The sequence below is a fragment of the Rhodococcus (subgen. Prescottella) equi genome (assembly GCF_003013675.1).
GTDB lineage: Bacteria > Actinomycetota > Actinomycetes > Mycobacteriales > Mycobacteriaceae > Prescottella > Prescottella equi.
Window position 1 is genome coordinate 3784983 of the sequence record NZ_CP027793.1, and the last position, 25391, is coordinate 3810373.

Consider the following 25391-nt stretch of genomic DNA (forward strand, 5'->3'; position numbering starts at 1 on the left):
GGGAACCGACCCCGCCGCGTGAACTGACAGAATGGGCGCCGTGACCGACCTGACCACCGCACTGCTCGATCCGATCCTCGCCGCCGACCCGGCGGGCCCCCGGATCACCTACTACGACGACGCCACCGGCGAGCGCATCGAACTGTCGGCGGTCACGCTCGCCAACTGGGCCGCGAAGACCGCCAACTTCCTGTCGGACGAGTTCGCGCTCGTGCCCGGCGCCCGGGTGTCGGTGCTGCTGCCCGCGCACTGGCAGACCGCCGCCGTGCTGCTCGGCGCCTGGTGGGCGGGCCTCGAGGTCACACTCGAGGCGGATCCCGACGCGGACGCCGCCCTCGTGACGGTCGACCGACTGGACGATGTGGCCGACGTCCCCGAGATCGCGGTCCTCTCGCTCGACGCGTTCGGGCGCCCCGTTCCCGACCTGCCTGTCGGTGTCACCGACTACGCGACGGCCGTCCGGGTGCACGGTGACCAGTTCCGGCCCAGCGGTTCCGGCCCTGCGGCCCTCGACGGCCGCGGCGTCGACGACGTCCTGTCCGCCGCCCGCTCCGGGGCCGCCGCCGACGGTGTCACCGGAAGCGACCGGGTGCTCTCCACCCGGTCCTGGTCGACGCCCGACGAGCTCATCGCCGGGCTGGTCTCGGTGCTCGCGGTGGGCGCGTCGCTGGTACAGGTGGCCAATCCCGACGCCGACGCGGTCGAACGTCGCGTCGGCGCCGAGAAGATCACCACCCGAGTCGGCGGGTAACCGGCTCACGCCAGTGCGGCCACCGGCGCCGTGCGCGCCGCCCGGCGTGCCGGCAGGATCGCGGCGACGACGCCGGCGATCCCGCCGCCGAGCACGATCAGCAGCAGCGTCAGCCACGGCAGGGTCCCGAGTTCGAGGTCGTCGAATCCGAACACCGACGCGGATCCGGTGATGCCGAACGCCAGACCCAGCACGACTCCGAGTGCGGACGCGACACCGGCGATCAGCACGGCTTCCCACAGCAGCAGCGACCGCAGACCCGCCCGCGTCAGGCCCACCGCCCGGAGCAGCCCGGACTCGCGGCGGCGCTCGAGCACCGACAGCGCCATCGTGTTCCCGACACCGATCAGCGCGATCACCACGGCCACCGACAGCAGCCCCGCGACGATCATCAACAGTGTGTCGAGGACCGTGTCGAGGGTCGCCCGCATCAACAGGGAGCCACCGACGTCGCTGCCCGGCGCCAATTGCTCCGCCAGTGACGCGATCTCGTCCCGGACCGCGCGCTGGTCGTCGTCGGAGAGACCGTCGACGAGCCGGATCCACAACTGCTCGGTACTCACCTGCGACGACAGCGTCCCCAACGCCCGCTGCTCGACCATCGCGGGCAGCTCACCCGAGTCGCCCACGGTGAACTCGCCGCGCGCCGCGTTGCCCGCGAGCATCACCATGGCTCCGGATTCGAGGCCGAGCCCGGTCCGGTCGTCGGCGGGCAGCAGCAGTTGACGGTTGCCCGGCAGGTCGATGTCGGTGCGCAGGGTCGCGCGCACCGCCGGCACGTCCGTGCCGTACACCGTGAGGGCGCGGCCGTCCGGGAGGGTGAGGTCCGCGACCGAGAGCGGTGCCACCGCATCCACGCCGTCCAGCGCCCGCACGCGGTCGGTGAGATCGATCGGCAGTCCCCCGTCCTGGTGCGTGGAGACGCTGACGTCCACCGGGAACTGGTCGTCGACCGCGCCGGGGGCACTCGCCTTGGTGACCGCGATCCCGACGACGAGTGTGCTCGTGAGCGTCACGCCGATCAGCAGTGCCGTCGCGGTCGCCGCGGTGCGCCGGGGGTTGCGCCCGGCGTTGCCCGCCGCGAGCATCCCGACCGGGCCACCGAAACGGCCCAGCACCGCACCGACGCGGGAGATCACGGCCGGGACGATTCGCTGGCTCAGCAGCACGATCGCCACGAACGTCAGCAGTCCTCCGACACAGGCGATGAGCACCTGAGCCGTGGCCGCACCGACCGCCAGGATGCCGACGCCGACGACCAGCCCGAGCAGGCCCAGGAAGCGGCGGGCCCGCGAGACCACCAGTGGTTCGGGTTTCGACTCGAGCGGCTGCAGCGCCGCCAGCGGCGACACCCGCGTCGCCGCCCGGCCGGGTGCCGATGCCGCGATCATCGTCATGGCGATGCCGACGAGCAGCCCCGCGATCACCGTGACCGGGGTGACGGTCAAGCCACGCAACGGAATCGGAGCGTCGGTGGCGGCCACGATCCGGCCCACCGCCCAGGCTGTCGCGACACCGGTCGCCACACCCAGCACCGACGCGACCGCGCCCACCCCGGCAGCCTCGGCCCGCACGCTGCGTCGCACCTGCGCGGCCGTCGCGCCGACGCAGCGGAGCAGCGCCAGCTCCTGCGTCCGGGCAGCGAGCAGCACCGCGAACGTGTTCGCGATGACCAGCCCCGCCACCACGACCGCGATGGCGCCGAACGCGAGAAGGACACTCGCCAGCAGATCGGAGTCGCCCAGGTACTGCTGCGACGCGAGCTCCGTCTGCCGGGCCGCGGTCTCCACGGTCGTGTCCGCCGGCAGCGCCGCGCGGACCCGGTCGGCCAACTGTTGCTGCGTCACGATGCCGTCGCCGGCGACACGGATCTCCCGCGCACCGCCACCCGCAGTCCACGCGTCCAACTGCGCGGGCGTCGCGAACACCGTGGCGCCGTCCATGCCCTGCGCCGTGCCGGACAGGTCGACATGTCCGACCACCTTCGCGGTCTCGGTGACCTGCCTGTCGCCGCCGAGCGTCGTGACGGTGATGTCGCTGCCGAGTGGGACACCCGAGTCCTTTTCCACCGCAACCTCACCCGGCACGTCCGGGAAGCGCCCGTCGGCGAGGGACTGCCAGCGCAGCGAGGCGTCGTCCGCCACGGACTGCGCGGACCCCCACGCCGCGGACTCGCCGTCGCGTCGCACCTTGACGCTGACCGAGACGTCCTCGCTCACCGCCCGCACGCCCGGCACCGCGGCGATCGCGGCCACGTCGGCGCTGCCGGTCACCACCACGTCCGACGACGCGTACTGACCGGCCAGCGAGTCCGTCACGCCGGATTTCAGCGTCGAGTTCAGGGTGAGCGTCGCGACGATGAAGGCCACCGAGATCACGACCGCGAGCGCCGAGGCGACGTACCGTCCCGCGTGGGCCCGCATCTGCGCCCATGCCAACCCGCGCATCAGTGCGTCCTGCTGACGTCGTCGGCACCGAGCAGGCGCATCGTCTCGATCACCGAATCGGTTGTGGGACGGTCGATCTCACCGGCGATCCGGCCGTCGGCGATCAGCACCACCCGATCCGCGTAGGACGCCGCGACCGGATCGTGTGTCACCATCACCACGGTCTGACCGGTCTCGCGCACGCTCGAGCGCAACAGGTCCAGAACCTCCGCGCCGGTGCGGGAATCGAGATTGCCGGTGGGCTCGTCCGCGAAGATCACGTCGGGCTGCGGTAGCAGAGCCCTCGCCACCGCGACCCGCTGCTGCTGCCCGCCCGACAACTCGTGTGGGCGGTGTCCGAGCCGGTCGGTCAACCCCAGTCGCCGCACCACCTCGTCGCGCCATCCCGGCTCGGGCAGACGTCCCGCCAACCGCATCGGCAGCAGCATGTTCTCCTCCGCCGACAGCACCGGCAGCAGGTTGAACGCCTGGAACACGAAGCCGATCCGATCCCGTCGCAGTTCCGTGAGCGCGCGGTCGCCCAGGGTCGTGATCTCGGTGCCGCCCACTTCGACGGTCCCGGCTGTCGCGGTATCCAGGCCGGCGAGGCAGTGCATCAGCGTCGACTTACCCGAGCCCGAGGGTCCCATGATCGCCGTGAACATCCCGGCCCCGAAGTCGACGTCCACCCCGCGCAGTGCATGGACCGCGGTGTCGCCGCTGCCGTACGTCTTCGTCAGGCCCCGAGCCCGCACCTTCTGGTCGTCAATTCTCATGCAGTCGACGTTATGGCTGGTCAGGGGTCCGGCACATCGGAGCGCGGGGCGATCTCCAGGCGGGCCGCCGTCATCCCTGGGTAGGACCGGCGGTCATCCTGGGTGCCCACTCCGGGCCTCGAGCGCGGAAATCCGCGCACCCGACTCAGGACTGGACGCTACGGCTCTCCACAGGCCCCGGCCCATCCACAGACTTTTCCCCTCCCTGGGTGCCACGCCGCGGTGCGTCATACCCGGGTCGGACTCTCCCCTCGTGAACCACTTCGGTATCCATACCCGTTCCGAGCCCCGTTCCAGAGTTGTCGTCGAAGTCGACGGACGCGAATTCCACAGCGGACCGGAGGTGTTCCACAGCGGCCGGAAGCGGCGGAACTGGCTGGTCCGGCAGGGATGGCCGGCGCTCGCGTCGCGCCCCGGCCTGAGTGTCCACCCCTTCCGAGTTGCGGCGGGAATCCGCCCGGGAGGCACAGGAGTGGGCGCAGAGGCCGACTCAGTCGGAGCCGAGCAGATCCTGCGGACGGACGAGACCGACCTGGAACGCGTAGACCACGGCCTGGACCCGGTCGCGCGAACCGGTCTTCGAGAGCACCCGCCCCACATGGGTTTTCACGGTCGCCTCGGACACCACGAACTTCTGTGCGATCTCCGAGTTCGACAACCCGTGGGCCATCGCCTCGAGCACCTCGATCTCGCGCGGGGTCATGTCCTCGGGCAGCGACGGGGCCGCCGAGTCGCTCAACATCGGCCCCACGTGCTGCAGCAGCTTGCGGGTGGAGCGGGCCTCGATCACGGCGTCGCCGCGGTGGACGGTGCGGATCGCGGCCAGCAGTTCCTCCGGGGGCACGTCCTTGAGCAGGAAACCGCTGGCGCCCGCACTGATCGCCGACATCACGTACTCGTCGTTCTCGAACGTGGTGAGCACCACCACCTTCGGGGAGTCGTCTCGCGCGGTGAGGCGGCGGGTGGCCTCGATGCCGTCCAGGTGCGGCATCTGCACGTCCATCAGCACGACGTCGGCGGCTGTGCGCTCCAACGCGGCCACACCCGCCGCGCCGTCGGATGCCTCGAGCACCACGGTGAGATCGGGCTGCGAGTCGATCACCATGCGGAAACCCGCCCGCACGAGCTGTTGGTCGTCGACGAGCGCCACACGGATCATGCGGACCAGCCTAGGGCGCGACGTACGGGAGCAGTCCCTGCACCCGGTAGCCGCCCCCGGACGCCGGACCGGCGGTCAGTCGCCCTCCGTGGAGTTTGGCGCGTTCGGTCATCCCGATCACGCCCTGACCGCCCGGCGACGGTTCGATCAACGCGGCCGCCCCGCCCCGGCCGTCGTCGGTGACGACGAGCTCGAGTTCACGCTCGCCCCAATACACGTCCACCCGCGCATGGGCACCGGGCCCGGCATGCTTGAGCACGTTGGTGAGCGACTCCTGCACGATCCGGTACGCGGTGAGACCGGCCCCGGTGGACAGCTCCCGCGGCTCGCCCGCAACGCTCAGAGCAATGTCCAGGCCGCCGCGCCGCAATTCGGCGACGAGCCCGTCGATGTCACCGACTCCCGGCATCGCGGAGAACTCGCGCGGCCGATCCTCGCGCAACACCGACAACAGCGCCCGCATGTCGGTCAGGGCCTGCCGCCCCGTCGAGGCGATGGTCTCGAGCGCGGTGATCGCCGCCTGCGGATCCTGCGCCGCGCCGTACCGCCCGCCGTCGGCCTGGGCGATCACCACCGTGAGGGAGTGCGCGACGATGTCGTGCATCTCGCGTGCGATGCGGGTGCGCTCGCCGAGGGCTGCGAGTTCGGCCTCCTGGGCGCGTTCGAGTTCGAGCAACCGGGCTCGTTCGGTCAGGCCCTCGATCTCCTTCAGACGGACCCGCCGCAGATCACCGAACGCCCACACCGCCAGCACGAACACGACGAGGAACGTCGACGTGATCACGGCCTCCTGCCAGCCGCGTCCGTCGTACGCGAAATACTCGAGACCGCCGATCGACGCGCCCCCGATCGCGATCAGCAGCGCCGTGTAGCTGCTCCACCGCGGGGTGTAAGCGGCGAAGGCGTACAGCGCGATCGGCACCGCGATCACGCTCGGCAGCAGCATGTTCGGGATCAGCACGAGGTGCGCCACCGCGAATCCCGCGATGGTGAACCCGGAGACGATCGTGTGGGAGCGTCGCCACGCCAGCGGCACCGTCATACCGAGCGACACGACCAACGCCTTGTCGCCGCCGTCGGAGGCGGCGGCCAGGAGGCAGAAGAACGACAGGAGCGCCGCCACGACACGGTCGATTCCGACCGCGTGGGCGGCGCTCCAGCGATACCAGCGCTCACTCAGGGGGAACCGGGCCATGCCGTCAGCCTAGAGCCCGGTTTCGCAGGCGCTCAGCCGAGCAGCTCGGCGCGCAGCGCCGCGTCCTTCTCCAGAACCATCTGCTCGAGACCTGCCTGGTAGTCCGCCATCCGCTGCTGCAGGGCCGGATCCGACGCACCGAGGATGCGGACCGCCAGCAGTCCCGCGTTGCGCGCGCCCCCGATCGACACCGTCGCGACCGGCACCCCGGCCGGCATCTGCACGATCGACAGCAGCGAGTCCATGCCGTCGAGGTACTTCAGCGGGACCGGCACGCCGATCACCGGCAGCGGCGTCGCCGACGCCACCATGCCCGGCAGGTGTGCGGCGCCGCCGGCACCGGCGATGATGACCTTGATACCGCGACCGGCCGCGTCATTCGCGTAGTCGAGCATGCGCTGCGGAGTGCGGTGGGCCGACACGACACCCACCTCGAACCGGACACCGAACTCGGCGAGAGCCTCCGCGGCGGCCTCCATGGTCGGCCAGTCGGAGTCGCTGCCCATGATCAGCCCGACGAGGGGCCCGTTCGATTCAGTCACTTGCCGTCCGTTCCTGTGTGATCGTTTCCGAATTTCCGTCGAGCCCGGTCAGGACCGACCGTGCTCGTCCCACCCGTCGGTCCACTCGGCGTGCGACAGCCAGTGCGCCGCCCGCTCCGCGCGCTCGCGCACCGCGGCCACGTACGCCGGGTCGTCGATCGAACCGGAGGCCGCGCCGAGCACGTTCACGTGCCCGATCTTGCGGTCCTTGCGCTCGCCCTTGCCGTACAGGTGCACCTTCGCGTCGGGCATCCGTGCGAAGAGGTGGTGCAGACGCTCGTCCATGCTCATGGCCGGTGCCTCGGGCGCGCCCAGCACGTTCGCCATCACCGTGACCGGCGCGATGGGCGACGGATCGCCGAGCGGGTAGTCGAGGACCGCGCGCAGGTGCTGCTCGAACTGCGACGTCCGCGCGCCGTCCTGCGTCCAGTGACCGGAGTTGTGCGGGCGCATCGCGAGCTCGTTGACGATCAACGTGCCGTCCGTCGTCTCGAACAGCTCGACCGCCATCGAGCCGACGACACCCAACTCCGACGCCACGCGCAACGCCAACTGCTCGGCCTCGGCGGACAGCTCCTTCGACAGCTGCGGCGCCGGTGCCAGCACTACCGCGCACTGGCCGCTCCGCTGAACGGTCTCTACGACCGGCCACGACGCACCCTGCCCGAACGGCGAGCGCGCGACCATCGCGGACAGCTCCCGCGTGAAGTCGACGGCCTGTTCGACCATCAACTGGACGCCCCTGTCGAGCTGCTCGGTGACGATCGCCTCGGCCTCGTCCGAGTCGTCGGTGATCCACACGCCGCGCCCGTCGTAGCCGCCGCGAACCGCCTTGATCACCACGGGCCACCCGTGCTCGGCGCCGAAACGGACGACGTCCTCGGCCCACGTGACCTCGGCGAAGGCCGGGATCGGGGCGCCCATCTCACCGAGTTTGCGGCGCATCGCCAGCTTGTCCTGCGCGTACACGAGCGCCTGCGGCGGCGGCTGCACGTTGACGCCCTCGGACACCAGCACGTCGAGGTGTTCGGTGGGGACGTGCTCGTGGTCGAACGTCAGGGCGTTGGATCCGAGCGCCGCCTTCCGCAGCGCAGCGAGGTCCTCGTGGCTGCCGAGCACGACGTCGGGGCTGACCTGCGCGGCGGGCTCGTCGATGCTGCCCGCCAGGACACGCAGGGTCTGGCCCAGTTCGATCGCGGCCTGATGCGTCATGCGGGCGAGCTGACCGCCGCCGATCATCGTCACGACGGGCATCCCGCTGGGGAGGTCACGCGGAGGAGTGGGGCGAGGTGCGGATTCAGATTTGCCGGTCACGACACACCATGGTGTCATGTTCGCTCGCGAACGCTTCTGCCGAGGTCATCCCCCGTCGCAACCTGTGAAGAACCTGATAAACAACGGTCCGCTGCCGCCGTCGAGATCGCGGCTTCGTAGAATACTTCGTTGTGTCTTTCGTCGACGCGGCGATGAGCCGAGTACCGCAGCCCTTCCGGGCCATCGTTCTTCGCCACCACGAGTTGATCAAGTTCGCAATCGTCGGCGGCACCACGATGGTGGTCGACCTCGCGATCTTCTACTCGTTGAGTCTGACGATCCTCGAACAGAAGCCGGTGGTCGCCAAGATCTTCTCCGGCGTCGTCGCCACGATCCTGAGTTACATCCTCAACCGGGAGTGGTCGTTCAAGCATCGCGGCGGGCGCGAACGCCACCACGAGGCCCTGCTCTTCTTCACGATCAGCGGGATCGGCGTCATCATCGCGGCGGCGCCGCTGTGGATCGCGAACAACGTCTTCGACATCCGCGCGTCGGCGAGTTTCACGACGGTCGTGATCGTCGACTTCATCCTGAACTACATCATCGGCAACCTGCTGCAGATGATCTTCCGCTTCTGGTCGTTCCGGCGGTGGGTGTTCCCCGAGGAGACCGGCGAGCACGAGCGCATCGAGGAGCCCGAGATCGCCCCCCTGGCCGGCGAGGACCCCACCCGCAACTAGCGCGGTTCGTGGATCCCGGCCACCCGCGTCGGGGCGTCGTCCTCGACCCGCGCCAGGAACAGCGCGAACAGTGCGGGCCGGCGCCGCTGCAGTTCCAGTCGGCCGCCGTCCGCCTCGACGAGGGCGCGGGCCAGCGCCAGCCCCACACCGGTCGAGCCGGCGCCCGAGAAGCCCCGATCGAAGATGTGCGGCGCCAGTTCGTCGCTCACGCCCTCCCCCTCGTCGGACACCTCCACGCAGACCCGCGCGTCGTTCTCCGACCCACGGCCGGCGGGCCCCGACGCGAGCCGGACCGACACCGTGCACGTGCCCGCGCCGTGCTGCAGCGAGTTGTCGATCAACACCGACACGGCCTCGCGCAGCCGGGACCCCGTCGACGACGACGTCAGCCTCGGCTCACCGCGTAGTCGGAGGACCCGGCCGGCCTCCTTGTACGGCCCCTGCCAGTCCGCCACGACAGTCGCCAGCTCCCCCACCACCGACACCGGCTCGCGTCCGGCCGAGCCGCTGTTGCGCGACGACCGGACCAGGTCGTCGACCGCCACGGTCAGCCGGTCCACCTGCGCCATCGCCTCCTCGGCCTCGTGCACGACGTCGGGGTCGGGATGCCCCGACAACTCGTCGAGCCGCAGTCGTACCGCGGTGAGGCGACTGCGCAGCTGGTGCGAGACGTCGGCGACCAGTGCGTGCTCGCGCTGCAGGCGCTGCGAGATCTCCACCGTCGCGGAGTCGAGGACGTCGGACACACGGTCGAGTTCGGGGATCCCGTGACGCCGCGAATCGGGCCGGAAGTCCCCCTCGGCCAACCGGGCGGCCCGCTCGGCCACGTCCTTGAGCGGGTCCGCGAGCCGTTTCGCGGTGACCACGGCAACTGCAGCACCGGCACCGATCGAGGCGAGCACGAGCAGTGTCACGGCGCCGACGGCCTGCCTCTGCAGCGTGCGCATGCGATCGGACGGCACCTCCAGCCGCAGCGAACCCGAAGTACCCATCGACAGCGACTCGACCAGAGGCGACGGCACCCTCTCGGCGCCGAGGTCCAACCGGGCAGCGCCCTCCTGCGGGGTCGGGTACACCACGACGAGTTTGCCGCCCTCGGGAACGACCAGACGCAGCGACGTCGTGTCGAGTCCGTCCTCGACGACACCCGAGGCACCCTCCTGGACGATGATCTCGGCGGCCATCCGATCGAGCCGGGCCTGCAGATCGCTTCGCGTGAAGTCCTCCACCCACAGCCAGGCGGTGTAGATCAGCGGCACACCCAGCAGGAGACCGGTGAGGATGACGACGGCGAGGATCGACTGCAGTATTCGGCGACGCACGGTGGGCGAACCCTAGTCGGTGTTGATCCGGAAGCCGACCCCGCGGACGGTGGCGATCTTCCGGTCGGCGCCCGCGCCCTCGTCTCCGATCTTCCGGCGCAGCCACGACATGTGCATGTCGAGTGTCTTCGATCCGCGTAGTTCCACGTCGCCCCACACCTCACGCAGAATCGTGTCGCGCGAGACGACCTGGCCGGCGTGCTCGAGCAACACCCGCAGCAGCTCGTACTCCTTGTTGGCCAACGCGATCTCGGAGCCGTTGACGAGCACGCGGCGCGCAGCCGGCTCGAGACGGATGCCGGCCACCTCCACGACGACGTCCTCGCCGCCGCCGCTGCGCCGCAACAGTGCCCGCACCCGGGCCATCAATTCCGCGAGCCGGAACGGCTTGCCGACGTAGTCGTCGGCGCCCGCGTCGAGGCCGACGACGAAGTCCACCTCGTCGGTGCGTGCGGTGAGCATCAGCACGGCGAGGTCGAGGCTGTGCGCGCGGAGCTGCCGGCAGACCTCGAGTCCGTCCATGCCGGGCAGGCCGAGATCGAGGATCAGTAGTTCGAACTCGCCGGTGAGCGCCCGCTCGAGCGCGGATGGCCCGGTCTGTTCGATCGTGACGGTGTAGCCCTCTCGGCCGAGTGCACGCGAGAGCGGCGCAGCGATGGCCTCGTCATCTTCGGCAAGCAGTACGGCGGTCACGACGACAGCCTACGGTCGGTTTCGTCGGCGCGGTCCCAATTACCATCCATTCCGGAAATCGCGGTGATCGTCGGGAGCAGCGCCGCGTCCGTCGTGTCCGGTGTTCGGGTAGCCGCCGGAGTGCGGATCGTTCGTGGCGTCGAAGACCTGCCGGTAGAGCAGCGAGTGCACCTTCTGCACCTCGGGGATGTCGTCGAATTCCAGTGGGTCGTCGGACGATGCGACGATCATCAACGTGCCGGTCCGCAGCATCCGGTCCACGAGTCCGTGCCGGAACTGGACGTTGCTGATCCGGTTCATCGGGATGTCGATTCCCGTGTGCGTCATGATTCCGTGCCGGATCATCACCCGCCGGTCGGTGACGATGAAATGCGTGGACCGCCACCGCAATACCGGGACGAGGGTCTTCCACACCACCAGTGCGAGCCACGCGACGACGATGACGGCGGAGGCGACGAGGCTCGCGCCGTCACTCAGCCGGCGTTGCGCGAGGCCCAGCAGGTAGCCGCCGATCGCAGCGGACAACACGAAGATCGTGACCGGGACGACGAGCATCTTCCAGTGCGGGTGCCGATGCAGCACCAACTCCTCGTCCGCCGCCAGTGCGTCTTCCGGGTATCCCATGCGACGAGTCTGACAGGTACAGGTCCGCCCGGGCCTGCGGGATCAGCGCACGCGACGGCCGAGGAACGCGGCGGCCAGCACGATGACGCCGTACAGGATCATCCACACACCGACGACGATCACGAAGACACCGAGGGACAGTTCGGGCTGCAGCAGCACGATCGCGCCGGCGACGACGCTGATGAGGCCGAGCACGATGCCCACGGCCCGGTTCCCGGGCACTTCGGAGGCACCCGCGACGATGTCGAGTACCCCCCGGAACACCCACCACGCGCCGATGACGAGCGCGATCACGACGAGTGTCTGCAGCGGGCTGCGCAGGACGAGGAATCCCAGGAGGACCGCGAGCGCTCCGGACAGGCCGGTGAGCGTGCGCGCGGCGGTGGGGGCGTCGACCTCCGCGAATGAGCGGACGATCTGGATGATCCCGAACGCGAACACCTGGATCGCGATCAGGACGGCCACCACCACCAGAGTTGCGTCCGGCCACACCAGGATTGCGATACCGAGGCCGAGGGTGAGCAGACCGAACACCGCGGTCAGCCCGGTCAGGAATCGGCGCGCGGTCTCCAATTGCCCGGTATCGCCCGCCACCCAGATGTCGTTCGGTGCGCTCATGGCTGTTCCCCTCCGCCTCACGAGAATTCGTGGATCAGCGTCAAGGTAGCAGCAATACCTGCGGCGGCGGACCGTACTGCGCACGCGATCGGCGGAGCCGACGCGGATTCACCCTTCGGGGGTGAGGAGCGCCCGAGCGATCGGCGACACAATCCTGCTGAGGGCAGTGGACTCTCCAGCGAAGTTGCTCGATCGATCGAAAGGGGAACTGCGATGAGCGATCGCACACCGACGACCCACAGTTCGGGCGGCGGAGCCAAGCAAGGGTTCGCGGCGGGCACGTCGATCGCCGCCGCGATCGTCCTGATGACCGTCGGGGTCCTGGAGATCTTCCAGGCGATCTCGGCACTCGCCGACGACAACTTCTTCGTCGTCGGACCCGAGTACGTCTACCAGTTCGACCTCACGACGTGGGGCTGGATCCACCTGGTTCTCGGCATCGTCGTCGTCCTCGTCGGCATCGGCCTGCTGACCGGCGCGACATGGGCGCGGGTGAGCGCGATCGTCATAGCGGCGCTGGCCATCATCGCGAACTTCCTGTGGATTCCGTGGTACCCCCTGTGGTCCATCCTCATCATCGCGCTCAGCGTCGTGGTGATCTGGGCTGTCTCCACGTGGGACACCAGCAGGGTCTGAGCCTCACACGGCTCGTAGATGGGTGATGTCGCCGGCCGACACAGCGACCGGCGACTTCCCGTCCGCCTCGATCACGATCCGGCCCTCGACGTCGACGTCGATCGCCGTCCCGATCAGTTCCCGATCCCCCGGAAGCTCGGCCCGCACTCGGCGGCCGAGCGTTCCGCACCTCTCCTTGTATGCGGCGGCCAGCGCGTCGACCTTCCATCCCGCGGCCTCCCACTCCCGGTGGCGCCGCGCCAGTTCCCGCAGGATCGCCCGCACCAACACCGTGCGGTCGGTGACCTCCGCGTCCTCGAGGAGCAGCGACGTCGCGGTCGGTACCGGCAGTTCGTCCTCCGTCAGGCTCACGTTCAGGCCGATCCCCACGACGACCGTCGGGACCGGCGCCGTCGCAGCCACCTCCGCGAGGATCCCGACCACCTTGCGTCCGCCGATCAACACGTCGTTGGGCCACTTGAGTTCGGCGTCCACGCCCGCGGTCCCGCGCAGGACGTCGACCACCGCGACACCCGCGAGCAGCGGCAGCCACCCGATGTCGGCCAGGTCCATGCCGGGCATGTCCAGGACGGCCGAGACCGTGACGAGGGCACGCGGCGCGCTCACCCACGGGCGGGCGTGCCGACCGCGTCCGCCCGTCTGGTGCTCGGCGATCAGAACACTGCGCGGATAGTCGGCATCACGGGGTGCCGCAAGGAGATCGGCGTTGGTGGAACCGGTCTCGGTCACGACGTCGACGCGCGACCAGAATGCGTCCGGGTCGCCGCCCGCATCACGGACGAGGGCGCGCCGGAGCACACCGGCATCGAGCGGGGGGCGGTTCAGATCGGTCCACATCCGTCCAGCCTAGGATGCGGCTCGAATGTGACTCGTCAGTAGCTTAGGTTCAATAATTCAACGCAACCTGACCTCGCTCGACGCGGGCCCCACAGACCTGGTTAAGCTCACTTCCCATGACCAGTGTGCAGGAGCCAGCCGCGGCGGAGGCGGCGAACACCCCGGATATCCACACGACGGCGGGAAAGCTCGCTGACCTGCGCAGCCGCCAGGCGCAGGCAATGCAGCCGATGGGCGAAGCCGCGATCGAGAAGGTCCACGCGAAGGGCAAGCTGACTGCGCGCGAGCGCATCCACGCGCTCCTCGACGAGGGCTCGTTCGTCGAGCTCGACGCCCTGGCCCGGCACCGCAGCACCAACTTCGGCCTCGCCGACAACCGTCCCGTCGGCGACGGCGTCGTCACGGGCTACGGCACGATCGACGGCCGCGACGTCTGTGTCTTCTCGCAGGACGCCACCGTCTTCGGTGGCTCGCTCGGCGAGATCTACGGCGAGAAGATCGTCAAGGTCATGGACCTGGCGCTCAAGACCGGTCGCCCGCTGATCGGCATCAACGAGGGTGCCGGCGCACGTATCCAGGAGGGCGTCGTCTCGCTCGGCCTGTACGGCGAGATCTTCCACCGCAACGTCCAGGCCTCGGGTGTCATCCCGCAGATCTCCCTGATCATGGGCCCGGCCGCCGGCGGCCACGTGTACTCCCCCGCGCTGACCGACTTCGTGGTGATGGTCGACGAGGCCAGCCAGATGTTCGTCACCGGCCCCGACGTCATCAAGACCGTCACGGGCGAGGACGTCACCATGGAGGATCTGGGCGGCGCCCGGACCCACATGGCGAAGTCCGGTGTCGCGCACTACGTCGCCTCCGGCGAGCAGGACGCGCTCGACTACGTCAAGGACCTGCTGTCCTACCTGCCGAGCAACAACCAGGCCGCGGCCCCGCGCCTGGCCCCGTCCGATCCGATCGTCGGTGCGATCGAGGACTCGCTCACCGACGAGGACCGCGAACTCGACACGCTCATCCCGGACTCGGCGAACCAGCCGTACGACATGCACGAGGTCATCCGCCGCATCCTCGACGACGACGAGTTCCTCGAGGTGCAGGCCGGCCGCGCGATGAACGTCATCGTCGGCTTCGGTCGCGTCGACGGCCGCAGCGTCGGCATCGTGGCGAACCAGCCCACCCAGTTCGCGGGCTGCCTGGACATCGACGCTTCCGAGAAGGCGGCGCGCTTCGTCCGCACCTGCGACGCGTTCAACGTCCCGATCATCACCCTGGTCGACGTTCCGGGATTCCTCCCCGGCACCGAGCAGGAGTACAACGGCATCATCCGCCGCGGCGCGAAGCTGCTGTACGCGTACGGCGAGGCCACGGTCGGCAAGATCACCGTCATCACCCGCAAGGCGTACGGCGGAGCGTACGACGTCATGGGCTCCAAGCACATGGGCGCCGACGTCAACCTGGCATGGCCGACCGCGCAGATCGCGGTCATGGGCGCGTCCGGCGCCGTCGGCTTCGTCTACCGCAAGCAGCTCCTCGAAGCCGCCAAGAACGGTGAGGACGTCGACGCGCTGCGCCTGAAGCTGCAGCAGGAGTACGAGGACACCCTGGTGAACCCGTACGTGGCGGCCGAGCGCGGCTACATCGACGCCGTGATCCCGCCGTCGCACACCCGCGGACAGATCGTCTCCGCGCTGCGTCTGCTCGAGCGCAAGATGGTTTCCCTTCCGCCCAAGAAGCATGGGAACATCCCCCTATGACAGCGACCACCCGGGAAGAAGTGCTCACCGACGCCGAGCTGCTTGATGCGTCCTCGCTCGAAGGAGCCGCGTTGGCCGAAGCTGTCGCAGGACTCGAGCCCGATGTCGCGGCCGATTCGCAGTCCCCGCTGATCAAGATCGTCAAGGGCAACCCCACCGACGAGGACGTCGCTGTGCTCGTCGCGGTGCTGTCCGCGGCGGCGGCGGCCTCGGGAGAGCCGGCTGGCGACGGCCTGCCGCCCGAGACCTGGGGCGCACCGACCCGCATGCATCGCGGGCACGCGCCGTTCTCGCCGTACTCGTTCGGCACCCCGGTCGCCGCGCGCCCGTTCTGATCGAACGGTCCGCACGAGTGACACACCTGGTTCTCGCCTCGGCGTCCCCGGCACGGCTGTCCGTGCTGCGGGGCGCCGGGGTCGAGCCCACCGTCCGCGTCTCCGGCGTGGACGAGGATGCGGTCATCGACCGCCTGGGGCCTTCTGCCGCCCCGGAAGCCGTCGTCACCACGCTCGCCGAGGCCAAGGCCCGCGACGTGATTCCCGCCCTGAATGCCGAGGGCATCACCGATGCCGTCGTCATCGGCTGCGATTCGATGCTGCTCATCGACGGCGAACTGCAGGGCAAACCGCACACCGTCGACGTCGCCCGGGAACGCTGGCGTTCGATGGCCGGCCGCAGCGCGACACTCCTGACAGGGCACAGCGTCCTGCGCCTGTCGGACGGCGTGGTCGTCGCCGACGCCTCGGATCACAGCGGCACCGTCGTGCACTTCGCCTCGCCGTCCACCGAGGATCTCGAGGCCTACCTCGCGTCGGGTGAGCCGTTGAAGGTCGCCGGCGCGTTCACCCTCGACAGCCTCGGTGGCTGGTTCGTGGAGCGACTGGAGGGCGATCCGTCGAGCGTGATCGGAATCGGCCTGCCGCTGGTACGGCGCCTGCTCTCGGCCGTCGGTGTCTCGATCGCCGAACTGTGGGCCGCCAACTCCCTGGTGCGCTGACCCCGCTCCGCTAGTTCCGGGCGCGCTGCAGCGCCGCCGCCATGGCGCGGGCCTTCGACTTGGCTCGTTCCGCGTCGACGCCGACAAACGACGCATCCACGGTGTCGCACCACAACGCCAACCACCGCTCGAACCGATCATCGGTGAGATCGTGCTGCCGGTGCAGCGCCTCGTGCACCGGCCCGAAGTGCCCCTGATATCTGACCGTGCGGAACAGGATCTGCTCCCAGAAGTCACCGACGACGGGTAGGTGCTCGTCGAGTCCCACGACGGCGAGGGTCTCGAAGACCGGGGCGAGCAGCGGGTCGACCAGGGCTCGTTCGTAGAAGGTGCGCAGGAGACGATCGACGTCGGCGCGGGTGGCCAGTTCCTCACGGGGGCCGTCGGGGGTCGTCACGGTGGCCGACAGTACCCGCCGGTAGCCGACGCGATATCGGTCACGCTGCCGAACGGGTGACCACTTAGACTCGTGGGTGGACAACCCTCCACCCACGCATGCCTCAGGAGCCCACCCGTGCCCGTCGCGCCAGACCCCAACCCCGCATTCGCTGCGTACGCCCACCCGGAGCGACTCGTGTCGACCGAGTGGCTGTCGATCAATCTGGGTGCTCCCGGCGTGAAGGTCGTCGAGTCCGACGAGGACGTCCTGCTCTACGACATCGGCCACATCCCCGGCGCGGTGAAGATCGACTGGCACCTGGACCTCAACGATCCGGTCACACGCGATTACATCGACGGCGCGGCGTTCGCCGACCTGATGAGCCGTAAGGGCATCTCCCGAGACGACACGGTCGTCATCTACGGCGACAAGAGCAACTGGTGGGCGGCGTACGCGCTGTGGGTGTTCACGCTGTTCGGCCACGAGGACGTGCGTCTGCTCGACGGTGGACGGGACGCGTGGATGTCGGAGAATCGCGACACCACGTTCGACGTCCCGACACCCGCCCCCACCGAGTATCCGGTCGTCGAACGCGACGACAGTTCGATCCGGGCGTTCAAGGACGACGTCCTGGCACACCTGGGCCACGGCCCGCTGGTCGACGTCCGGTCGCCGCAGGAGTACACGGGCGAGCGCACGCACATGCCCGACTACCCCGAGGAGGGCGCGCTGCGGGGCGGCCACATCCCGACCGCGGTGTCGATCCCGTGGGCCCGGGCCGCGGCGCCCGACGGGCGTTTCCGCAGCCGCCCGGAGCTCGAGGAGATCTACGGCGACTTCTCACGCGACGACGACGTGGTCGCGTACTGCCGCATCGGCGAGCGCTCGAGCCACACGTGGTTCGTCCTGACGCACCTGCTCGGGTACCCGAACGTACGGAACTACGACGGTTCGTGGACCGAGTGGGGCAACGTCGTGCGGGTCCCGATCGTCAGGGGTGACGAGCCGGGCACCGTGCCGGGCGCTGCCGTGGAAGCCGCATCGTGAGCCTGCCCGCCTCCCTGGCCGAGATCGTCGACGACTTCGCCGCCGTCGACGGGCAGGACAAGCTGCAGTTGCTGCTCGAGTTCAGCCGCGAGCTCGCGCCGTTGCCGGCCGAGCTCGAGCAGGACGCGATGGAGCCGGTGCCCGAGTGCCAGTCGCCGCTGTTCCTGTTCGTCGACAGTTCGGATCCGGAGAGGGTGCGTCTGCACTTCAGCGCGCCGGCGGAGGCCCCGACCACCCGCGGCTTCGCGTCGATCCTGCATCAGGGACTCGACGGGCACAGCGCCGCAACCATTCTCGCGGTTCCGGACGACTTCTACTCGGATCTCGGGTTGGCCGACGCGGTCAGCCCCCTCCGGCTGCGGGGCATGAGCGCGATGCTCGCCCGCATCAAGCGCCACCTGCGCAACTGAGCGGTACCTTTCCGCTGCACCACCCACCGGGGAGCGACCCTTCCCGACAACTTCACTGTGACGATCTTCACCGCCGCCACCGCGACGGGACAAGAGACTGGATTCTCCACGATGGAATTCACCGAGCTCGCGGACTACGCGATCTCCCCGGGCATGCTCACCGAGTGGTTACCCGAAGCCACCACCGGGTGGGTGGACGACGGCCGTCCGGCGTCGTACATCCACGAGGCACACCTGCGCCGCACCGCCGACGGCACCCACGACGACGGCCGGGAGTCCTGGCTCGGGGCCGCGTTCCGCATTCCGGGCGAGTTGGACCACGACGCCTTCCGTACGGCGGTGGGGATGTGGATCGAACGCCACGAGCCGCTGCGCACGCATGCCGCGCTGGGCCACGACGGGCGCATCACACGCCGCACCATCGACCCCGCCGGCATCGACCTCAACGAGGTCCGGCACGAGTTCGAGTTCGACGCGGACACCGTGTACGAGCGGGTCCACGACCTGTTCGACGAGCTGACCTCGCCGCACCGCTGGCCCGCGTATCTGTTCGTCACGCTCGAGCATTCCGATCCAACACCCGAATGCACGGTGTTCTTCGCTGCCGACCATTCGATCATCGACGGGCTCTCGATGGTATTGGTGGCGCACGAGATCACCAGCCTCTACACGGAGGCGCTGACGGGGAGGCCGTCGCTGCTGGTCCCGGCCGGCAGTTACATCGACTTCGGCGCCGAGGAACGAGCGGCCGCCTCGGCGATCGATCGCACCCACCCGGCCGTCGAGTGCTGGCGGGCGGCTTTCGAGCGCAGCAAGGGGCGCCTGTCGGACTTCCCGCTCGATCTGGGGCCGCGTCCGGCGGAACGGATCGCGCAGCGGGCAGTGTCGGAGTGGGTGTTCGACGCCGGCCAGGCCGCCGCCTTCAACACGGCATGCCACCGCGCGGGGCAGAACTTCTTCGCGGGCGTCCTGGCGTGCCTGGCGCAGTCGGCCGCCGAACTGAGCGGCGACACGGTGTTCCGGACCGTCACGCCCGTGCACACGCGGAACGATCCGCACTGGGCCACGTCGCTGGGCTGGTTCGTCGGCCTCGCCCCCATCGAGTTCGACATCGCCGGCGCGGCGGACTTCGCGGAGGCCGCCGCGCGGGCGTCGGCTGCGATCTCCCTCACCAAGCCGGCGGCGAAGGTGCCGTTCGCGCGGGTCGAGGAGATCCTGGGGACCCCCATCCGGCCGCGTTTCGTCGTCTCCTTCATGGACGTCCGGTTCGTTCCGATGGCCCAGCAGTGGCCGGAGATCCACGCGCGGGCGCTGCGCAGCCGTCACTACACCCACGACGTCTACGTCTGGGTGAATCGAACCCCGCACGGCCTCAACATCTCCGCGCGATTCCCGGGAACCGACACCGCCACCGAGAGCGTGATGTTGTTCCTGCACCGCGCGCGTCGCGCCATGCTCGACGTCGTCGCGGCCTCCGAGCCCGTCCGGGCGAACATGCCGACCGCCGTCGCGAGCACAGGTGCCACTACTGATCAGTAGGGTTGCGATGCCGCGCCGAGCCCTTAATGTGTAAGCGCTATCCGGTTACATCGTCTATCGGATTGATGCATACACTCCGATGAGATGCCAACAGATACCCGCCGGTGACCCCACAGGTGAGCCACGGGGACAGACCATGCGAAACACAGGAGGCTCAGTGCCCACTCAAGCCAGCGCGCAGATCACGAAGGTGCTCGTCGCCAACCGCGGCGAGATCGCTGTGCGGGTCATCCGAGCCGCGAAGGATGCCGGCTACGGCAGCGTCGCTGTCTATGCCGAGCCCGATGCGGATGCACAGTTCGTGAAGCTGGCTGACGAGGCGTTCGCCCTCGGCGGTCAGACGTCGGCCGAGTCCTACCTGGTGTTCGACAAGATCCTCGAAGCCGCGAAGAAGTCCGGCGCCGACGCGATCCACCCCGGCTACGGCTTCCTGTCCGAGAACGCCGACTTCGCGCAGGCCGTCATCGACGCGGGCCTGATCTGGATCGGCCCCTCGCCGCAGTCGATCCGCGACCTGGGCGACAAGGTCACCGCCCGCCACATCGCCGAGCGCGCGAACGCTCCGATGGCGGCCGGCACCAAGGACCCGGTCAAGAACGCCGACGAGGTCGTCGAGTTCGCCAAGCAGTACGGCGTCCCGGTCGCGATCAAGGCTGCCTTCGGTGGCGGCGGTCGTGGCATGAAGGTCGCGCAGACCATCGAGGAGATCCCCGAGCTGTTCGAGTCGGCCACCCGTGAGGCCATCGCGGCCTTCGGTCGCGGCGAGTGCTTCGTCGAGCAGTACCTGGACAAGGCCCGCCACGTCGAGGCCCAGGTCATCGCCGACAAGCACGGCAACGTCGTCGTCGCCGGCACCCGCGACTGCTCGCTGCAGCGCCGCTTCCAGAAGCTGGTCGAGGAGGCCCCCGCGCCGTTCCTGACCGACGACCAGCGCGCGCGCATCCACGCGTCGGCGAAGGCCATCTGCAAGGAGGCCGGCTACTACGGCGCCGGCACGGTCGAGTACCTGGTCCAGGGCGACACCGTCTCGTTCCTCGAGGTCAACACCCGCCTGCAGGTCGAGCACCCGGTCACCGAGGAGACCGCCGGCATCGACCTGGTCCGCCAGCAGTTCCTCATCGCCAACGGCGAGGAGCTGAGCATCAAGGAGGATCCGACTCCGCGCGGCCACTCCTTCGAGTTCCGCATCAACGGCGAGGACGCCGGCCGCGGCTTCATGCCCGCCCCCGGTCCCATCACCGTCTACAAGGAGCCCACGGGCCCCGGCGTCCGCGTGGACTCGGGTGTCGTCGCGGGCGACGTCATCGGCGGCCAGTTCGACTCGATGCTCGCCAAGCTGATCGTCACCGGCGAGAACCGCGAGCAGGCGCTGCAGCGTGCCGCGCGCGCTCTGGCCGAGTTCGAGGTCGACGGCCTCGCCACGGTCATCCCGTTCCACCGCCACATCGTCGAGAATCCCGCGTTCATCGGCGACGGCGAGAAGTTCGACGTCTACACCAAGTGGATCGAGACCGAGTGGGACAACCCGATCGAGCCGTTCACCGGTTCGGGGGCTGCCGCGGACGACGAGGAGAACCTGCCCCGTCAGTCGGTCGTCGTCGAGGTCGGTGGCCGTCGCGTCGAGGTCTCGCTGCCCGGTTCGTTCTCGATCGGCACGGGCGGCGCCCCGGCCGGCGTGATCCGCAAGAAGCCGAAGGCGCGCAAGCGTGGTGGCGCCGGTGGCGGTGCCGCTTCGGGTGACGCCGTGACGGCTCCGATGCAGGGCACCGTCGTCAAGGTCGCCGTCGAGGAGGGCCAGGAGGTCGCCGAGGGCGATCTGATCGTCGTTCTCGAGGCCATGAAGATGGAGAACCCGGTCACCGCGCACAAGGCCGGTGTCGTCACCGGTCTCGCGGTCGAGGCCGGCGCCGCCATCACGCAGGGCACGGTTCTCGCCGAGCTGAAGTGATGTCTCGGTAGGTAACCCACCGCTTCACACTGTGCGCGCCTCGCGAATTCGCGGGGCGCGCACAGTGCTGTTCGGGCAGTAGGCTTCACGACATGTCCGACGTCCCGGAGATCCGCATCGGCACCGCCGAACGCGAGCAGGCGCTCGCGGCACTGTCGCAGCACTTCTCCGACGGCCGGCTCACGGTCGTCGAGTTCGACGAGCGCAGCGGACAGATCGCCGCGGCCACCACGCGCGGGCAGCTGGACGAGGTGTTCTCGGATCTGCCGTCGCTCACGCCGTCCGCGCCGTCGAAGGTCTCTCCGGAGCCCGCGGACGTCGACGGTGAGAAGACGTGGCGCAACACCGTCATGGCGGTGATCCCGTTCGTGGCACTGGCACTGTTCTTCGTGGTGCCGATCGACAACAGTTGGCTGTTCTTCCTCCTGATCCCCGCGACCGCGGCGATCCTCTTCGGCGGCAGGGACGGCAGGAAAGGGCGCGGCAGCTGCTGATGGAACCGATCGAGATCAACGCCGGCTCCTGGTATCTGCGCGCACTCCGCGCCGACGAGCGGGTCGACGACCGTCCCGCGCTGCGTGACGGCGGCGTCACCGATCCCGGCTACGTCGCAGATCGTGCGCGGCAGTGGGAGACGGAGGAGCACTTCTCCTGGGCCGTGTGCGAACCCACGACGGGTGAACTGCTGGCCGAGGTGGGGCTGACGCCCGGCGGCGCCGACGGCGCGCTGAGCGGGTGGGCACGCGCCGGCCACGACGACGCGCTCGCGGCCGCCGCCGAGGCCGTCCGCCGGTTCGCCGAGGGTGCGCTCGGACTCGCCGTCACGGGACGATGAGGCCGATGCTCGACCGATTCGACAGGCGCTGTGTTCCGCTCGCGATCGCCACGGTGGTCGTGCTGGTGATGCTGTTCTCTCCCGGCTCCACGGTCCCGAGCGGACCGGAGAACAGCGACAAGATCACCCACGCGCTGATGTTCGCGGCGCTGGCCCTGACATCGCGCTATGCCCGGATCGGCGTGGGATGGACGGCGGCGTGGCTGCTGACGTTCGCCGCGGTGTCCGAGGTGCTGCAGGGCGCCCTGCCGATCCAGCGAAGTTGCTCGGTGTGGGACGCGGCGGCCGACGCCGTAGGCATCGTGGTCGGTCTGGTGGCCGCGCGGGTGCTGGCACGCCCGCTGCGCATCCCCGTCTGAGCCGCTCTCAGCCCTCCAGCAGGTGCGCGCGGATCGCGTCCTGTCCGGCGACGTCGATGCCGAGTCCGTCCGCGAAGTAGCCCTCGATCGAGCCGAACTTCTCGCGCATCTGGGTGAGGGCCGCCTGGAGGTACTCCGGCCGCACGCCGAGGACCTGCTTCAGCAGTTCCGGGTCGCCGCCGGCGGCGGTGAACTTGTCGAAGATCGACGCGAACGCCGGCAGCAACTGCTCGTTGGTGAGCAGATACTCGTGGAAGACGGCGTCCTCGTCCAATCCGAGCAGGAGCAACAGCGAGGCCGTCGCCCAGCCGGTGCGGTCCTTGCCGGTGGTGCAGTGCACGAGGGCCGGAAGATTGTCGTGCGCAGCCAGATCCGTGAACAGCGTGCGGTACGACGCGATGGCGCTCGGCAGGGTCACGAAGTCGCGGTAGCTGCCGAGGAAGTAGTCGAGCGCCTTGTTCTCGCCCAGCATCGACACCGCGATCGACGGATCCGACATCACGGCCTGCATCTGTGCGGGCACCGAGCGCAGCGCCTTGTCGGCGAGGACGTCGAGCGGGACCTCACGTGCCGACGGCGGCAACCGGTCCGGCGCCGCCTCCCGCTCGGAGTGGGTACGCAGGTCGAACACCGTCACCAGGCCGAGCTCCGCCAGACGCGGGGCGTCGTCGACAGTGATCTTGCTGAGGTCGGTCGAGCGGTAGTAGCGCCCGAACCGGATGGTCGCGCCGTCCCGCGTGCGGTAGCCACCGACGTCACGCAGGTTCGGGACGGACTCGATCGGGATGCTCGCACCGGGCTTCTCCCCGGAGGTTGACGTCATGCGCCCGAATCTAGACGAACCCGGCGGCCGAGGCTCGTGAAAGTCTCGGCCGCCGGGCTCGTGTCGTGTGGGGTGGGCCGTCAGCTCAGCTTCTTCGAGCGCAGTTCGTGGCCCTTCGAGGTCTTGCAGCGGCCGGTCTCGAGGTCCCACTGCCAGCCGTGCAGGTTGCACGTCAGGTTGGAGCCCTCGACGACGCCGAACTTGCTCAGGTCCGCCTTGAGGTGCGGGCAGCGACGCTGGATCTCGTAGCCGCCGACCTCGATCGAGGCGGTGTCGTCGTGCGCCTCGGCGAACCAGCCGTCGGCGTACGCGATGCGCTCGTCGGTGAGGCACTTGAAGAACGTGTAGAGGAACTCGTTGTACCCGCCGACGCGCCACGCCTCGAAGCGGGTGGACAGGAAGATCGTGTTGACCCAGTCCGGTTCGTCGTCGCGCAGCACGGTGCGCACCAGTTCGGGCGCGATGCGGAAGCCGTAGCGGTACTTGCCGTCCCCCTCCTGCGGCTCGCGGACCGTGCGATTCGGGAAGTCGAGGACGACGGTCTCGTCCCCCATCACCAGTCCCACCGGGTAGCCGATGCCGTCGCAGATCACGTCGGACTGCGCCATGATCGGCTCGAACTTGGCCTTGAGCGGTCCGAGCAGCGGCTCGCCCTCGGCGGGCGCCCACGAGGCCTTCTCCGCGGCGATGACGGGCGCCATGCGCTGCGCCATGTCCTCGATGTAGGCGGCCTTGTCGGTGAAGATCTTTTCGACGTCGGCGTCCGGGATGGGATGCGCCAGGGTGGCCTTCTCGCCGTGGATGTCGACGGTCGAGCCGGGGATCATCAGCAGGCCGCCGTCGTTGCCGTGGATCTTCATCTGCTCGAGGAACACGATCTGGTCGGGGAAGATGTTGCCCTCGTCGCCGTGATCGTCGTTGAGCGAACGGAGCGCGTCGTCGAGGAACACGGGCGGACCGGCGGACGGCACGACCCAGGTGGCTCCGACCTGCTCGATGTAGCTGCGGCAGCGGTCCATGCCGCGCTGGCGCTTCTGCTTGCCGAAGTTGCGCTTGGTGCCGGCCGGGATGTCGTAGACCATCGGGTACCAGATGGCGCCCGAGTACTGCAGCAGGTGGATGTCGATCTTGCCGAACGCCTCGAGCATCGGGTCCATGTCGACGGGCCGGGCGTCGTTCATGTTGAAGCACACGGTCTCGCCGTCGGAGACGACGAGGCCGGAGTCGCCGATCGGGCCGTCGGCCGGCGCGCGCAGCGCGATGATCATGATGTCCAGGTCGCCCTTGGGACCGCTCACCGTGTGCTTGACGGAGTCCTCGGTCTCGAAGAACTTGGTGAAGCCCAGCTTGCGGAGTTCACGCTCGAGGTCCGGCACCGGGTAGTCGGGGAGCAGGACGGTGGCGTCCTTGTTGACGTGCGCGGCCAGGGTCTCCGGATCGAAGTGGTCCTTGTGCAGGTGCGAGACGTACAGGTAGTCGACGTCCCCGAGGGCGTCCCAGTCGAGACCGGTGTTGTCCGGGAACGGGAACCACGACGCGAAGTACGCGGGATTCACCCACGGGTCGCAGAGAATCGACCCCGCTTCGGTCTGGATGTGGAATCCGGCGTGTCCGACGCTGGTGATCTGCACTCGTCTGCCTCCTCGATAGACCTCGACAATCGTAACGAGGCGAGGCCGCGATCCCGCCCGGCGCACCACCGATGTGGGCCGAAACACCAGGTA

27 protein-coding genes are annotated in these 25391 nt (G+C 69.2%); 13 read left to right on the forward strand and 14 right to left on the reverse strand.

Going from position 1 to position 25391, the window contains the following annotated elements; translation table 11 throughout:
- The first annotated feature begins 31 nt into the window (after nucleotides 1-31).
- On the forward strand, nucleotides 32-751 hold the full coding sequence (locus tag C7H75_RS17665) for a TIGR03089 family protein (RefSeq protein ID WP_005518660.1): 720 nt from the start codon (nucleotides 32-34) through the stop codon (nucleotides 749-751).
- A gap of 5 nt (nucleotides 752-756) precedes the next feature.
- Here C7H75_RS17665 and C7H75_RS17670 read toward each other — a convergent pair whose 3' ends face one another.
- From C7H75_RS17670 to C7H75_RS17695, 6 genes are all read right to left on the reverse strand, one after another.
- Nucleotides 757-3198, reverse strand: coding sequence for an ABC transporter permease (locus C7H75_RS17670; RefSeq protein ID WP_106851652.1), 2442 nt, complete (start codon nucleotides 3196-3198; stop codon nucleotides 757-759).
- Nucleotides 3198-3953, reverse strand: coding sequence for an ABC transporter ATP-binding protein (locus C7H75_RS17675; RefSeq protein ID WP_005518658.1), 756 nt, complete (start codon nucleotides 3951-3953; stop codon nucleotides 3198-3200). The genes C7H75_RS17670 and C7H75_RS17675 overlap by 1 nt, the downstream gene beginning before the upstream one ends.
- A gap of 490 nt (nucleotides 3954-4443) precedes the next feature.
- Nucleotides 4444-5112, reverse strand: coding sequence for a response regulator (locus C7H75_RS17680; RefSeq protein WP_084847462.1), 669 nt, complete (start codon nucleotides 5110-5112; stop codon nucleotides 4444-4446).
- Nucleotides 5113-5122: 10 nt separating this feature from the next.
- Nucleotides 5123-6307, reverse strand: a complete 1185-nt coding sequence (locus tag C7H75_RS17685) for a sensor histidine kinase (protein WP_022597183.1) — start codon at nucleotides 6305-6307, stop codon at nucleotides 5123-5125.
- Nucleotides 6308-6339: 32 nt separating this feature from the next.
- Nucleotides 6340-6813 (reverse strand): 5-(carboxyamino)imidazole ribonucleotide mutase, encoded by a 474-nt coding sequence (purE, locus tag C7H75_RS17690; protein ID WP_044991321.1) that lies wholly within the window; start codon nucleotides 6811-6813, stop codon nucleotides 6340-6342.
- A gap of 84 nt (nucleotides 6814-6897) precedes the next feature.
- Nucleotides 6898-8181 carry a 5-(carboxyamino)imidazole ribonucleotide synthase gene (locus C7H75_RS17695; protein WP_087576507.1) on the reverse strand — a complete coding sequence of 428 codons (1284 nt, stop codon included), beginning with the start codon at nucleotides 8179-8181 and terminating at the stop codon, nucleotides 6898-6900.
- Between the two features lie 113 nt (nucleotides 8182-8294).
- Between C7H75_RS17695 and C7H75_RS17700 the strand changes: the two genes are divergently transcribed.
- Complete coding sequence (locus C7H75_RS17700) at nucleotides 8295-8843, forward strand: GtrA family protein (RefSeq protein WP_005518653.1); 549 nt, start codon at nucleotides 8295-8297, stop codon at nucleotides 8841-8843.
- Here the strand turns inward: C7H75_RS17700 and C7H75_RS17705 are convergent.
- The 4 genes from C7H75_RS17705 to C7H75_RS17720 are packed head-to-tail and all read right to left on the reverse strand — an operon-like array spanning nucleotide 8840 to nucleotide 12100.
- Nucleotides 8840-10165 (reverse strand): sensor histidine kinase, encoded by a 1326-nt coding sequence (locus C7H75_RS17705; protein ID WP_005518652.1) that lies wholly within the window; start codon nucleotides 10163-10165, stop codon nucleotides 8840-8842. The two genes, C7H75_RS17700 and C7H75_RS17705, sit on opposite strands and share 4 nt — an antisense overlap.
- 12 nt (nucleotides 10166-10177) lie before the next feature.
- The gene (locus tag C7H75_RS17710; protein ID WP_005518651.1) at nucleotides 10178-10858 is read right to left on the reverse strand and encodes a response regulator transcription factor; all 681 of its coding nucleotides are present in this window, start codon (nucleotides 10856-10858) and stop codon (nucleotides 10178-10180) included.
- Nucleotides 10859-10897: 39 nt separating this feature from the next.
- Nucleotides 10898-11482 carry a PH domain-containing protein gene (locus C7H75_RS17715; protein ID WP_005518650.1) on the reverse strand — a complete coding sequence of 195 codons (585 nt, stop codon included), beginning with the start codon at nucleotides 11480-11482 and terminating at the stop codon, nucleotides 10898-10900.
- Nucleotides 11483-11524: 42 nt separating this feature from the next.
- Entirely contained in the window at nucleotides 11525-12100 is a 576-nt protein-coding gene (locus C7H75_RS17720; RefSeq protein WP_005518649.1) for an HdeD family acid-resistance protein, read from the reverse strand.
- Between the two features lie 213 nt (nucleotides 12101-12313).
- Between C7H75_RS17720 and C7H75_RS17725 the strand changes: the two genes are divergently transcribed.
- Nucleotides 12314-12736, forward strand: coding sequence for a DUF7144 family membrane protein (locus tag C7H75_RS17725; RefSeq protein ID WP_005518648.1), 423 nt, complete (start codon nucleotides 12314-12316; stop codon nucleotides 12734-12736).
- Between the two features lie 3 nt (nucleotides 12737-12739).
- Here the strand turns inward: C7H75_RS17725 and C7H75_RS17730 are convergent, their stop codons facing one another.
- Nucleotides 12740-13573 (reverse strand): biotin--[acetyl-CoA-carboxylase] ligase, encoded by an 834-nt coding sequence (locus tag C7H75_RS17730; protein WP_022597186.1) that lies wholly within the window; start codon nucleotides 13571-13573, stop codon nucleotides 12740-12742.
- A 116-nt stretch (nucleotides 13574-13689) separates the two neighbouring features.
- Here C7H75_RS17730 and C7H75_RS17735 point away from each other — a divergent pair, with 116 nt between their 5' ends.
- From C7H75_RS17735 to C7H75_RS17745, 3 genes are read left to right on the forward strand one after another with little or no spacing between them, the layout of a single operon-like run.
- Nucleotides 13690-15330 carry an acyl-CoA carboxylase subunit beta gene (locus C7H75_RS17735; RefSeq protein WP_005518645.1) on the forward strand — a complete coding sequence of 547 codons (1641 nt, stop codon included), beginning with the start codon at nucleotides 13690-13692 and terminating at the stop codon, nucleotides 15328-15330.
- Entirely contained in the window at nucleotides 15327-15665 is a 339-nt protein-coding gene (locus C7H75_RS17740; RefSeq protein WP_005518644.1) for an acyl-CoA carboxylase subunit epsilon, read from the forward strand. Before C7H75_RS17735 ends, C7H75_RS17740 begins: the two co-directional genes overlap by 4 nt.
- Before the next feature lie 17 nt (nucleotides 15666-15682).
- A complete protein-coding gene (locus C7H75_RS17745; protein ID WP_106851653.1) occupies nucleotides 15683-16327 on the forward strand; it encodes a Maf family protein in 645 nt (214 codons plus the stop codon).
- Nucleotides 16328-16337: 10 nt separating this feature from the next.
- On the opposite strand, the gene C7H75_RS17750 is transcribed toward C7H75_RS17745, so the two are convergent.
- A complete protein-coding gene (locus C7H75_RS17750) occupies nucleotides 16338-16724 on the reverse strand; it encodes a group III truncated hemoglobin (RefSeq protein ID WP_013416775.1) in 387 nt (128 codons plus the stop codon).
- Between the two features lie 117 nt (nucleotides 16725-16841).
- Between C7H75_RS17750 and C7H75_RS17755 the strand changes: the two genes are divergently transcribed.
- The 7 genes from C7H75_RS17755 to C7H75_RS17785 all read left to right on the forward strand — a co-directional run bounded on the left by C7H75_RS17755 (nucleotide 16842) and on the right by C7H75_RS17785 (nucleotide 22844).
- Nucleotides 16842-17753: a sulfurtransferase gene (locus tag C7H75_RS17755; RefSeq protein ID WP_005518639.1), complete on the forward strand. Its 912-nt coding sequence runs from the start codon at nucleotides 16842-16844 to the stop codon at nucleotides 17751-17753.
- Nucleotides 17747-18163: a SufE family protein gene (locus C7H75_RS17760; protein WP_175271425.1), complete on the forward strand. Its 417-nt coding sequence runs from the start codon at nucleotides 17747-17749 to the stop codon at nucleotides 18161-18163. Before C7H75_RS17755 ends, C7H75_RS17760 begins: the two co-directional genes overlap by 7 nt.
- Before the next feature lie 111 nt (nucleotides 18164-18274).
- Nucleotides 18275-19702: a condensation domain-containing protein gene (locus C7H75_RS17765; RefSeq protein ID WP_106852036.1), complete on the forward strand. Its 1428-nt coding sequence runs from the start codon at nucleotides 18275-18277 to the stop codon at nucleotides 19700-19702.
- 157 nt (nucleotides 19703-19859) lie between these two features.
- Nucleotides 19860-21650 (forward strand): acetyl/propionyl/methylcrotonyl-CoA carboxylase subunit alpha, encoded by a 1791-nt coding sequence (locus C7H75_RS17770; protein ID WP_022597190.1) that lies wholly within the window; start codon nucleotides 19860-19862, stop codon nucleotides 21648-21650.
- A 92-nt stretch (nucleotides 21651-21742) separates the two neighbouring features.
- Nucleotides 21743-22144, forward strand: coding sequence for a DUF1707 SHOCT-like domain-containing protein (locus C7H75_RS17775; protein WP_005518633.1), 402 nt, complete (start codon nucleotides 21743-21745; stop codon nucleotides 22142-22144).
- Entirely contained in the window at nucleotides 22144-22485 is a 342-nt protein-coding gene (locus tag C7H75_RS17780; RefSeq protein ID WP_084843833.1) for a hypothetical protein, read from the forward strand. Before C7H75_RS17775 ends, C7H75_RS17780 begins: the two co-directional genes overlap by 1 nt.
- 5 nt (nucleotides 22486-22490) lie before the next feature.
- Nucleotides 22491-22844 carry a VanZ family protein gene (locus C7H75_RS17785; protein WP_022597192.1) on the forward strand — a complete coding sequence of 118 codons (354 nt, stop codon included), beginning with the start codon at nucleotides 22491-22493 and terminating at the stop codon, nucleotides 22842-22844.
- Between the two features lie 7 nt (nucleotides 22845-22851).
- On the opposite strand, the gene C7H75_RS17790 is transcribed toward C7H75_RS17785, so the two are convergent.
- Complete coding sequence (locus C7H75_RS17790; protein ID WP_013416779.1) at nucleotides 22852-23667, reverse strand: tyrosine-protein phosphatase; 816 nt, start codon at nucleotides 23665-23667, stop codon at nucleotides 22852-22854.
- Nucleotides 23668-23747: 80 nt separating this feature from the next.
- The gene (locus C7H75_RS17795) at nucleotides 23748-25298 is read right to left on the reverse strand and encodes an MBL fold metallo-hydrolase (RefSeq protein ID WP_013416780.1); all 1551 of its coding nucleotides are present in this window, start codon (nucleotides 25296-25298) and stop codon (nucleotides 23748-23750) included.
- Nucleotides 25299-25391 lie beyond the last annotated feature (93 nt).

What these genes read in the sequence shown, in the direction of transcription:
- purE (WP_044991321.1), bottom strand. Translation starts at nt 6,813, where the DNA reads ATGGGCAGCGACTCCGACTGGCCGACCATGGAGGCCGCCGCGGAGGCT.
- C7H75_RS17775 (WP_005518633.1), top strand. Translation starts at nt 21,743, where the DNA reads ATGTCCGACGTCCCGGAGATCCGCATCGGCACCGCCGAACGCGAGCAG.
- C7H75_RS17695 (WP_087576507.1), bottom strand. Translation starts at nt 8,181, where the DNA reads ATGACACCATGGTGTGTCGTGACCGGCAAATCTGAATCCGCACCTCGC.
- C7H75_RS17780 (WP_084843833.1), top strand. Translation starts at nt 22,144, where the DNA reads ATGGAACCGATCGAGATCAACGCCGGCTCCTGGTATCTGCGCGCACTC.
- C7H75_RS17785 (WP_022597192.1), top strand. Translation starts at nt 22,491, where the DNA reads ATGCTCGACCGATTCGACAGGCGCTGTGTTCCGCTCGCGATCGCCACG.
- C7H75_RS17675 (WP_005518658.1), bottom strand. Translation starts at nt 3,953, where the DNA reads ATGAGAATTGACGACCAGAAGGTGCGGGCTCGGGGCCTGACGAAGACG.
- C7H75_RS17790 (WP_013416779.1), bottom strand. Translation starts at nt 23,667, where the DNA reads ATGACGTCAACCTCCGGGGAGAAGCCCGGTGCGAGCATCCCGATCGAG.
- C7H75_RS17725 (WP_005518648.1), top strand. Translation starts at nt 12,314, where the DNA reads ATGAGCGATCGCACACCGACGACCCACAGTTCGGGCGGCGGAGCCAAG.
- C7H75_RS17715 (WP_005518650.1), bottom strand. Translation starts at nt 11,482, where the DNA reads ATGGGATACCCGGAAGACGCACTGGCGGCGGACGAGGAGTTGGTGCTG.
- C7H75_RS17680 (WP_084847462.1), bottom strand. Translation starts at nt 5,112, where the DNA reads ATGATCCGTGTGGCGCTCGTCGACGACCAACAGCTCGTGCGGGCGGGT.
- C7H75_RS17730 (WP_022597186.1), bottom strand. Translation starts at nt 13,573, where the DNA reads ATGTGGACCGATCTGAACCGCCCCCCGCTCGATGCCGGTGTGCTCCGG.
- C7H75_RS17670 (WP_106851652.1), bottom strand. Translation starts at nt 3,198, where the DNA reads ATGCGCGGGTTGGCATGGGCGCAGATGCGGGCCCACGCGGGACGGTAC.
- C7H75_RS17740 (WP_005518644.1), top strand. Translation starts at nt 15,327, where the DNA reads ATGACAGCGACCACCCGGGAAGAAGTGCTCACCGACGCCGAGCTGCTT.
- C7H75_RS17665 (WP_005518660.1), top strand. Translation starts at nt 32, where the DNA reads ATGGGCGCCGTGACCGACCTGACCACCGCACTGCTCGATCCGATCCTC.
- C7H75_RS17765 (WP_106852036.1), top strand. Translation starts at nt 18,275, where the DNA reads ATGGAATTCACCGAGCTCGCGGACTACGCGATCTCCCCGGGCATGCTC.
- C7H75_RS17720 (WP_005518649.1), bottom strand. Translation starts at nt 12,100, where the DNA reads ATGAGCGCACCGAACGACATCTGGGTGGCGGGCGATACCGGGCAATTG.
- C7H75_RS17735 (WP_005518645.1), top strand. Translation starts at nt 13,690, where the DNA reads ATGACCAGTGTGCAGGAGCCAGCCGCGGCGGAGGCGGCGAACACCCCG.
- C7H75_RS17685 (WP_022597183.1), bottom strand. Translation starts at nt 6,307, where the DNA reads ATGGCCCGGTTCCCCCTGAGTGAGCGCTGGTATCGCTGGAGCGCCGCC.